The sequence below is a fragment of the uncultured Campylobacter sp. genome (genome assembly GCF_937981295.1).
In the GTDB taxonomy this organism is placed as follows: Bacteria; Campylobacterota; Campylobacteria; order Campylobacterales; family Campylobacteraceae; genus Campylobacter_B.
Genome location: NZ_CALJPC010000101.1, coordinates 18,737 through 28,137 on the forward strand (window position 1 = coordinate 18,737; position 9,401 = coordinate 28,137).

Consider the following 9,401-nt stretch of genomic DNA (forward strand, 5'->3'; position numbering starts at 1 on the left):
ATGAAAAAGATCATCGCGGCTTTAGTGCTCATCGTAGCGCTTATAGCGGGCGTTTTTGTGGCGACGAAGGACGCCAAAACGGGAGTAGCTAAAAGTGTAAACGATAGCATAACCAAAACGGTTGACGGTGCGGTCGGCAAGAGTGCCAGCGCGGCGATTGAGCAGCAGATTGCGGAATTTATCGCCAGAAACGAAATTTTCGAGACTAAGAGCGCTAAATTTTATCCCGGAGATAGCAACTCAAGCGGCTTTATCGAAGGCGTAGTAAAAAAAGAGAAACTACAAAAAAGTCTTGCTGAAGGCTTTAGCAAGCTAAAGGAAAAAGCAGGCGCGCAAGATAGCAACGATACGGATGAGCCGGATCCTGCTAAAATTTTCCCGGAAGATTTTGCTTTTCGCTACGACTACACTATTAAGCATAGCGTAAAAAACGCTGCGGATGGATTTGAGAGCGACGGAATTTTAACGATTAAGACTCCATATTACGCGGAGCCTTGCAAGAAGCTGTTTAAGACTGACGCGCCGCTTAGCACGCATCTAAACTACGGACCTACAGAGGTTAAATTTAGCGCAAAGCTAGCCGATATAAATGTGCTCGAAGATGGCGGAATGGGACGTCTTGCAGGTCTTAGCCTAAACGGCACGAGCGATATGAGCGGAAAAACGATAAAAGCCTTGGGCTTTAAAATCGGTGAAATTTTTATAGACGACGGCAAGGATTCGGGTCTTGATATAAAGGATCTTATCTATGAGGCAAACTTTAAAAATGGCATCCAAGATCTAGACGATAATATAACTAAGCTCTTTTTGAATGACATAGATTTTGCAGGCAGCACAAAAGAGCTCGTCGTAACTGTAGATAAACAGCGCTTCGTCGTAGTTACGGATATGAGCACGGAAGGTAGCTACCGCGTAAAAGATGGAATTTTAAATTTCAACGAAAGCGATAAAGCCCAAAGCCTAAAAATCGCCGATGTGCTAGTGCGAAACATCCATTTAGGCGTCGATACCAGCTTTAGCGCCGCACTTTTCGAAAAATATCTGTCTATTATCTCAAATCCGCAAGAAGGCGAAAAATTAGCGGAAAATAAAGAGCTTTTTATGAAGCTGCTAAAAGATGATATGAAAATTAACGTGAATGATTTTTCGTTTGAAAATAGCCTCGGCAAGAAATTTGCTTTTAACGCAAGCGCGCTAGTAGGCGGCTACATCGACGAGACGCAGCTTTTTAAGCGTATGAGCTTGAACGGCAAAGCTACGATAAATACGACCATCACGGACTTCCTATCGCCCTATGAAAGCCTGCGCGATTTTGCGCCGATGGCTGAAGTTTACGGCTCGCAGTTTCTTAAGCCAGACGGAGATGGAGTTAAGATGGAGTTTAGCTTCGATAAGGCAAGCAACTCTATGATCTTAAACGGAAAGCCTATCCCGCTACCGCGCAACTAAATTCTTAAGCTTTGCGGGCGGATTTTAAGCCTGCCCGCAAAGATTTTTGTTTTCCTGCTTTTTCGGCGCAAAATTTCGCAAAACTCCACGTAAATTTTCCCCTACAAAATTCCGTGGCGGCGCCATAAAATTTCGCTCGAATTTTACCGCATCGTTTCTGCATGTCTTGCTAAATTTTAAAACTTACAAGCCAAAATCTCATACTTACAACGACAGATAGACTTAAGCAAATTTGGCTATAATGCGCGATTTTGCAGCGCAGCTAGCGTAAATTTAAAAGACGGCGGAGATGAGCGGCATTTATTACGCCGCCTCTTTTGACGACGTATTTTATATTGGGAAACTAACGCTAAATTTGCATTTTTAAATTTCAAGGAACGATATGAAAGTAATCAAACGCAACGGCAGAACCGAGGAACTTGACGTAAGCAAGATCAAAAAATACACGAGCGAGGCAGTGGAGGGGCTGGAAAACGTAAGCCTTAGCGAGCTTGAGGTGGACGCAAAGATCCAGTTTCGCGATATGATCACCACGGAGGAGATCCAGCAAACCCTCATCAAAACCGCAGTCGAAAAGATCGATGTGGACCGCCCGAACTGGACTTTCGTCGCCGCGCGGTTATTTTTATACGATCTGTATCACAAAGTAACGGGCTTTAGCGGCTACAACAGCCTAAAAGATTACTTTGCTCGCGGCGAGGCGGCGGGTCGCATAATGCTCGGCTTAAAGGAAAAATACGATCTAGAGGATCTAAATTCTTACTTGCAGCCGCAGCGCGATTTGCAATTTAACTACCTAGGCATTAAAACGCTTTACGATCGCTACCTCATCAAGGATAAAAGCGGTGCGCCGATCGAGCTGCCGCAGCAGATGTTTATGGCGATCGCAATGTTCCTCGCGCAAAACGAGCTTGATTGCCAGAGTTGGGCGAAGAAATTTTACGATCTCATATCTAAATTTGAAGTCATGCTCGCGACCCCTACGCTCTCAAACGCCCGCACGACGCGGCATCAGCTAAGCAGCTGCTACGTGGGAAGCACGCCCGATAATATCGAGGGGATTTTCGATAGCTACAAAGAGATGGCGCTTCTGAGCAAATTCGGCGGCGGTATCGGCTGGGACTGGTGCAAGGTGCGCGCGATGGGCGGCAGCATCGACGGGCATAAAAACGCCGCGGGCGGTATCATCCCGTTTTTAAAGATCACGAACGACATCGCCGTCGCCGTCGATCAGCTGGGCACGCGCAAGGGTGCTATCGCCGTGTATATCGAGCCGTGGCATATGGACGTGAGCGACTTCCTCGATCTGCGCAAAAACTCGGGCGAGGAGAGGCGCCGCGCGCATGAAATTTTCCCCGCGCTGTGGATAAACGATCTGTTTATGAAAAGGCTTCAAAACGGCGGCAAGTGGACGCTCTTTGATCCCGCCGAAGTAAGCGATCTGAGCGATCTATACGGCGCGGAATTTCAGGCGCGCTACGAGCAGTACGAGGCCGATGATAAAATTTCAAAATCCACCATCCTGGCAAAGGAGCTTTGGAAGAAAATTTTAACGAGCTATTTTGAGACCGGAATGCCCTTTTTATGCTTCAAAGATAACGCCAACCGAATCAATCCAAACGCGCATCAAGGCCTGATTCGAAGCTCAAATTTATGCACCGAGATCTTTCAAAACACGGCGCCGAACCACTACAAAATCAAAGTCGTTTTCGCTGACGGCAGCGAGAGGCTGTTTGAGGAAAACGAAGATGTAAGAACCGACGCGGGCATCGTAAAAAAGGCGAAAAAGATCACCGCGCTAGACACGCTGGGCGGCAAAGAAATTTTTATCGTAGAAAAGGGCTGCAGCGAGGGCGCGACGGCGGTTTGCAACCTCGCAAGCGTAAATTTAAGCAAAATCAATAGCCGCGAGGAGATAGCTCGCGTGATGCCGATCGCCGTGCGGATGCTCGATAACGTCATCGATCTAAATTTTTACCCGCACGCCAAGGTCAAACACACCAATCTAAAAACCCGCGCGATAGGGCTCGGCGTAATGGGCGAAGCGCAGATGCTGGCCGAGCGCGGCGTGAAGTGGGGCAGCTACGAGCACTTCGAGCTGATCGATAGGATAATGGAAAACGTGAGCTTTAACGCGATCAAAGCAAGCTCAAATTTAGCCGTAGAAAAGGGTAGGTACCCTGATTTTGCGGGCTCGAAGTGGAGCGAAGGAATTTTCCCGATCGATTTAGCGAACGAAAATGCCAAAGCGCTCGTTAAGCGCGGCGGGCTTTTTGAGCAGAGCAGTTGCGACTGGGACGGACTGCGCGAGAAAGTAAAGCGCGACGGCATGCGAAACGGCTATCTGATGGCGATCGCGCCGACATCGAGCATCAGCATACTCGTAGGCACCACGCAGACGATCGAGCCGGTGTATAAGCGCAAATGGTTCGAGCACAATCTAAGCGGCATGATCCCGGTCGTCGTGCCAAATTTAAGCCCGAAAACGTGGCAGGCGTATGTGCCTGCGTACGAGCTCGATCAGCGCTTGCTCGTAAAAGCGGGCGCCATCCGCCAAAAATGGATCGATCAAGGCCAGAGCCTAAATATCTTCATGAGCCTAGATAAGGCAAGCGGCGGCTATCTGAGCGAAATTTACACGCTCGCATGGCAGCTGGGGCTAAAATCGACCTACTATCTACGCTCCGAAAGCCCCGATAGCGAGAAGCTAAACAACGTCGCCGATCGCTCAATCGAGTGCGAAGGGTGTCAGTAAAATCACTAACATGCTTTATAGAGGGGCTTCTATATCATATGAAAAATATTGATGATTTGTTGAAAGACAAAAAAGAATTTCAAAACGAATTTGATAGACTGAAAAAAGACATTGAAGGTAAATTCAATGATTTTAACGTATCAAAAAATAATTTGATGAGTCTATTTTATTTAAAAAATAATATATTCAATGAGCTAAGAAATAATAATCTCGATGAAACCTTATCTAAACTATATAATATAGATGATAAAATTTATAATCAATTTGTAATTTTACGCTCGGAACTTATAGATGAAAAGCTTGATAAAAAAAGTGATTTTGAAAAAATTTTTAAAAAGTATTATGATAAGAAAAATTTAAAAGATATTGGCAATTTTTTAAATAAAGTTAAGGAGTTTATTCAAGGGTACTATTTACAAATAATTATTGTAGTAGGTACAATCCCATTTTGTAGTTATTTCCTTTTTAATAAAGGTTTAAATTACTTCCCAGTACTTGATAATTTTAACGTAATATCTATCTTTGGGGAATTTTTTATTATAGGTATAGTGTTATTTATAATTTATTACATAATACCTACTTTGCATATTATATTTATTTATGCATATAGAGATAAGATAAAAAAATCCAATCCTATTTTTGGTGGCTATTTGGTTTATCTATCATAGTATTAGTAATTATAGCGATATTGATTACACATGGAATTGAGCCGAACGCCTATATGAATTTGTTTATACTAGCTCCGATAATATTCATTCTTGTTATTTATCATTTCCGTAAACATAATTTTGAAATTATTCCTTATATAGTATACAGCGGCTTATTATTCCTCTTGGATTTTATTTTTATATTTTGCGTATCAGTTATTCGTTTAGAAGCGAGTAATTTTACTGAAGTTATATTATATCTCTTGCCAATAACCTTATCTATTATTCTTATCCTTATATTTTTATTAAATATGACATATTTTTTCTTCAGATTTGCATTCACTTCACTTATTATTATAAATTTATTTACCTTGTTTTTTATGAGTGATGAAATTATAAAAATTTCGAACTATGGCAATATTGATTATAATTTTATAGTGCTTGATAAAGATGCACTTGGAGCGCTACCCAGTCAAATTTGTATTAAAGATAATAATACAAATATTTTTTATATAGATCGTTATAATAGACGATATGATTTTGATAAAGATACATATATAGCAAGCATCAGATGTAATAATTTACGACTACAAGAACATATTTTAAAATTCCCTAACGACGAAATTTTTTTCAAGACGATGGAAGGTCAAAATTTCAACTTAGATAACACAGACAATATAAATTTTACTAATGGAACTCTTGAATATGAGCATAAAGAAGGCAATGGTAATAAAGATCAAAAGGAAAATATAACCGCTACTACTGAAGCTATCACTTATATTTCGATAAATGATAACAATAAAACCATTATACTTCACAACATAAAAGCGCTTTCCGCAATCGGTAAATTTTATTATTTGCAAACGACTATTTTGGATGAAAATAATAAAGCTATAAGATTTGAGATAGATTCAAACTTTATAAAATCTAAACAAATAAGAAACCAAATTATACCTTACGATTAAAATCTTTTATATAACCCAATAAAATTTGATGATTACGGGTAAAATTCGCTAGTAATTACTAGCGTAATTATTATTTTTATAAATCATAATTAGATCCTCGGTCGTAAAAGGCTTTAGAATATAGCCCCGTCCACGCCGATGGATATCGCTTTAGTGAAAAATTTAGACTCGTCATGGGCTGAGAAGATGACCGTTTTTACCAAAGGATCGATCTGCTTGATCCGCTCTATCATTTCAAGCCCGTTAATGCCCGGCATATTGATATCGGTAAAAACAATACCTACTTTGCTTGCTTTAAATTTCTCGATACCTTCTCGCGCATCACCGCAGTCGATAACTTGATGAAAGAATAGTTTTAAAATTTTCGCGGTCTGCCGCCTTACCTTATTATCGTCCTCGACATATAGGGCGCGCATACTGCGAGTTTGAGCTTGTATTTCGTTTATATCCATAATGCAGCCCCTCCTCTTTAAATTTGTCCGTTATCGCACCGTTATTGCAAATTTTATTCTGCTCGCCGCGATCGCGCTTTGAGCTTTAAATTTTAAATCGAAATGTTTCTATTCCACCTGCCCGAGCTTTTTGAGATAGGCAAAAATTTTAGCGATCTCGATCATTTTATTTAGGCTTTCGAGCAGTTTTGCGCTTTGCGAGCTCGGCGCGGATTTGAAAATTTCGCTATTTTCAACGCCGATTACGAGGCTGTTTTCACCCAGATAAAGCTCAGTTTTGCCGAACAAATTTACGGTGATCGTCTGCATGTTTTCTAAAATTTTTTTGTTTTGCAAAAATGCGGCAGCAGCGGGATTGTTGAGATATACGTCAAACGACGCGCTTAGATGCGGGCTGTCTTTAAGCAGCTTAAGATCCGACGCGCCGAAGATAAACTCTCCGCGCGGTACGACTAAAATTTTGCTATCGAAAGTCTCGCTAAAATCGAATTTTGCAAAAAGCCCGTCGAAAATCGCCGTATCATCCTTTTTTTTGAGATGCAGAATTTTATCCAGCTCAAATACCCGATTTTCTCTGTTTTTATCGAAATCGCGACTTAGGCAGATGTCGCCGATTTTTATGCCAAATTCGGGCGTCTTGCCCACTATAGCGTGCTTGCAAGTGCATAGATTTGCCTCTTTACGGAGCGGATTTTTGTAAATTTCATCGAGTAAAAACGCGCCGAAAGGCTGAAAGGTAAGGCGCAGCTCCTTTGCGATCCAAAGCAAAAATTCGTTTTTAAAAGCCTCTTCACTGAGCGCTTCAAATTTACGCGAAATACGCACGGCTAGGTATTTGTAAGCAGGATAAGCAAGAGCTAGCAGTACCAATAAAAACAGGAACGAGAAATCTCCGAAATCCTTGCGCATAGCAATAAACAGCGCCAGTACTACCACTGCTACACCGCCGCGCGCCTTCCAAAGCGCCACATTGCGTGCTCCATCTAGTTTTTGCTTTTTTAATTCGTAAGAAACAAGGCTCATCGCTATCCCCGTGAGTGAAATTTGACGCTCATTATAGCGAAAAATGGGATTAAATCAAGCCATATGATAAGCGCGTTGCTATTTATAAGGCGGGTTTTTTCATAATAGCTCAAAAGCATATAAATCGCCGCCTTTTTCTCTGCATTTTACAATATCGCCGTATTTGAATTCTAAAATTTCATCCAGTTCGGATTCAAAATTCGTCGTATCGGTAATTTTAAAAATATATTGCGCGATTTGAACAGCCTTTACCGGGCGCCATACATCGATATCTTCATTCAAAATTTTTATAAAAATTTTTTTATCGATCGCGTTCGCCATATTAAACCTTTCTACCCGGTTATCTAAAATTCTTTCTGCCTAGCCACAATTTAAGATATTTTAATACGGGTCTTAAATAATCATTTGTAAAGTTGGCTTTAAAGGTGCTCGCGTCTGATTCTATCAAATACCAGCTATATCCGTCATCCTTTAAAATATTCATTTTGCGATGTTTGGCCTCAGCGTTTGCGTCAGATATCTCTATATCCAGTACTTTATTTGCAATATTCATTTGCACCGATAGATTAGGGCTTAGATCATATATGAAACGGTTAAAATCTTTGATGATATGGGTATTATATACGTCATCGATCATCTCGGCTCTTCTCTTCTGAAAAATTTTCTTCTCTATTGGGTCTCCATCAAAAAGCTTTTCATAATGATCTGCGTCTGCTATAAGCTCTTCGTAAGATGCGGTAAAATATTTCCCATACATTCCGAATTTCCAATTTGTAGGTATCGTCTCATCGATTACTTGAAAATATTTGCTATTAAATCGATACCAATCTCTATCATCTTCAAGTGGCAATATGCAATAATAAACCTGTCCCTCTTCATATTGGATACCATGAACAAAATAGGTTCTGTTTAATCCCAAATGCCCTTGTCTATCTTCTTTTATACATTTTACAATCATTTTTAATCGTCCTTAAATTTGAAATCGTCTACGGCTTCTATGATGGGCTACCCGTCTTTATCGCCTATTATACTATTTTTAACAAGTTCTGTAAAAAATTATTTGTTTTTGGATTTGTTGATTGCCTCTTTTATAGCATTAAAGGATAATTTTAAATTATTTAAATTGCCGTCTATAATGCAAAAACCGTTTTTCTCACACAATGATATTATGCCCCTTAATACCGCTTCATACTCGGATCTAAAATCGATACGAAACGTAACGGACTCTATTATATTATTAGCATCAAAAAATACCTCTAAGCGATTGCCGTTTTCGCTTCCATATAGATCCATTTCGTTAGACCAAGATTTTTCGGGCTTTAATAGGCGCGAAATTTCAAAAAATATCTCTTTTTTGATCTTTGCCTTTTTCCAATACTTATCGTCTTCAAAGAGCTTTATATCGCTATATTGCGGATCGTATTGCAGATCGTAGGCATCGCTTTTAGGCAGAATAAAAAACTCACATTGCCAAATTGCCATATCTTCCTTCCTCAAATATTTTCATTATAAAATTTTAAAAGTAATACACATAGCAGCCTCGATCATCGTATATATCAAATAAAATCGAAAATTTCTCTTTATTGTTTGCGGCTAATTGAACTCTGATATTCAAAGATGGCTCTTTTGCCAGCTCAAAATTAAAATGGCGCAGCAGTATGGACCTCAAAAAATTTGGATCAAGCATCTTTTCTTTTATAAAGATAACGCCCGCTCTGGCGCCGTTTTTATAGGGTCTAGCTTTTGTGTATCGCCCCTTCATATTTTTAAGAAGATACTCCTCTATTTTCTCATCTCTTTCCCAAAAAAGAATTTTATAAACTACGCTATCTAAGTGGCTTGCTTTTGAAATTAGAAACATAATTAATCTAATTTTAGCCTCGACATCGATATTTTCAAAATCTATTCTTGATCTGGCTACGCCTCTTTTATTTCTACTTATTTTTCTAAATTCTATATCGAAATTAGTTGGGTCTATAATACTTTTTATCATTGCCGCCACCCTTCAAAGCCCTTTTGCTGCGTGATACTATACAAGCTCGCTTTAAAATCCTTATCTACTTTTTCCATTTAAATTTTAATTTCTTTCGCTTTATTTTTATAAAATTTT

Annotated in this window: 10 protein-coding genes; 4 read left to right on the forward strand and 6 right to left on the reverse strand. The window is 39.9% G+C overall.

What is annotated here, in order from left to right:
• The 4 genes from Q0135_RS10785 to Q0135_RS10800 all read left to right on the forward strand — a co-directional run bounded on the left by Q0135_RS10785 (position 1) and on the right by Q0135_RS10800 (position 5,816).
• On the forward strand, positions 1-1,449 hold the full coding sequence (locus tag Q0135_RS10785; protein WP_297990400.1) for a DUF945 family protein: 1,449 nt from the start codon (positions 1-3) through the stop codon (positions 1,447-1,449).
• A gap of 382 nt (positions 1,450-1,831) precedes the next feature.
• Positions 1,832-4,204 carry a ribonucleoside-diphosphate reductase subunit alpha gene (locus tag Q0135_RS10790; RefSeq protein WP_297990402.1) on the forward strand — a complete coding sequence of 791 codons (2,373 nt, stop codon included), beginning with the start codon at positions 1,832-1,834 and terminating at the stop codon, positions 4,202-4,204.
• 38 nt (positions 4,205-4,242) lie between these two features.
• On the forward strand, positions 4,243-4,872 hold the full coding sequence (locus Q0135_RS10795; RefSeq protein WP_297990404.1) for a hypothetical protein: 630 nt from the start codon (positions 4,243-4,245) through the stop codon (positions 4,870-4,872).
• 164 nt (positions 4,873-5,036) lie between these two features.
• Positions 5,037-5,816, forward strand: coding sequence for a hypothetical protein (locus Q0135_RS10800; RefSeq protein WP_297990405.1), 780 nt, complete (start codon positions 5,037-5,039; stop codon positions 5,814-5,816).
• A gap of 113 nt (positions 5,817-5,929) precedes the next feature.
• On the opposite strand, the gene Q0135_RS10805 is transcribed toward Q0135_RS10800, so the two are convergent.
• From Q0135_RS10805 to Q0135_RS10830, 6 genes are all read right to left on the reverse strand, one after another.
• On the reverse strand, positions 5,930-6,268 hold the full coding sequence (locus Q0135_RS10805) for a response regulator (RefSeq protein ID WP_297990407.1): 339 nt from the start codon (positions 6,266-6,268) through the stop codon (positions 5,930-5,932).
• A 108-nt stretch (positions 6,269-6,376) separates the two neighbouring features.
• The gene (locus Q0135_RS10810) at positions 6,377-7,291 is read right to left on the reverse strand and encodes a DUF3137 domain-containing protein (RefSeq protein ID WP_177387312.1); all 915 of its coding nucleotides are present in this window, start codon (positions 7,289-7,291) and stop codon (positions 6,377-6,379) included.
• Positions 7,292-7,390: 99 nt separating this feature from the next.
• The gene (locus tag Q0135_RS10815; protein ID WP_297990409.1) at positions 7,391-7,612 is read right to left on the reverse strand and encodes a hypothetical protein; all 222 of its coding nucleotides are present in this window, start codon (positions 7,610-7,612) and stop codon (positions 7,391-7,393) included.
• A gap of 19 nt (positions 7,613-7,631) precedes the next feature.
• Positions 7,632-8,249 (reverse strand): hypothetical protein, encoded by a 618-nt coding sequence (locus Q0135_RS10820; RefSeq protein ID WP_297990410.1) that lies wholly within the window; start codon positions 8,247-8,249, stop codon positions 7,632-7,634.
• A 98-nt stretch (positions 8,250-8,347) separates the two neighbouring features.
• Positions 8,348-8,773, reverse strand: a complete 426-nt coding sequence (locus Q0135_RS10825) for a hypothetical protein (protein WP_297990411.1) — start codon at positions 8,771-8,773, stop codon at positions 8,348-8,350.
• Between the two features lie 34 nt (positions 8,774-8,807).
• Positions 8,808-9,284, reverse strand: coding sequence for a hypothetical protein (locus Q0135_RS10830; RefSeq protein WP_297990412.1), 477 nt, complete (start codon positions 9,282-9,284; stop codon positions 8,808-8,810).
• Between the last annotated feature and the right edge of the window lie 117 nt (positions 9,285-9,401).

Bases quoted from the DNA above. Each gene is read 5' to 3' on its own strand.
- Q0135_RS10805 (WP_297990407.1), bottom strand. From the start codon at position 6,268: ATGGATATAAACGAAATACAAGCTCAAACTCGCAGTATGCGCGCCCTA.
- Q0135_RS10830 (WP_297990412.1), bottom strand. From the start codon at position 9,284: ATGATAAAAAGTATTATAGACCCAACTAATTTCGATATAGAATTTAGA.
- Q0135_RS10795 (WP_297990404.1), top strand. From the start codon at position 4,243: ATGAAAAATATTGATGATTTGTTGAAAGACAAAAAAGAATTTCAAAAC.
- Q0135_RS10790 (WP_297990402.1), top strand. From the start codon at position 1,832: ATGAAAGTAATCAAACGCAACGGCAGAACCGAGGAACTTGACGTAAGC.
- Q0135_RS10820 (WP_297990410.1), bottom strand. From the start codon at position 8,249: ATGATTGTAAAATGTATAAAAGAAGATAGACAAGGGCATTTGGGATTA.
- Q0135_RS10810 (WP_177387312.1), bottom strand. From the start codon at position 7,291: ATGAGCCTTGTTTCTTACGAATTAAAAAAGCAAAAACTAGATGGAGCA.
- Q0135_RS10825 (WP_297990411.1), bottom strand. From the start codon at position 8,773: ATGGCAATTTGGCAATGTGAGTTTTTTATTCTGCCTAAAAGCGATGCC.
- Q0135_RS10815 (WP_297990409.1), bottom strand. From the start codon at position 7,612: ATGGCGAACGCGATCGATAAAAAAATTTTTATAAAAATTTTGAATGAA.
- Q0135_RS10785 (WP_297990400.1), top strand. From the start codon at position 1: ATGAAAAAGATCATCGCGGCTTTAGTGCTCATCGTAGCGCTTATAGCG.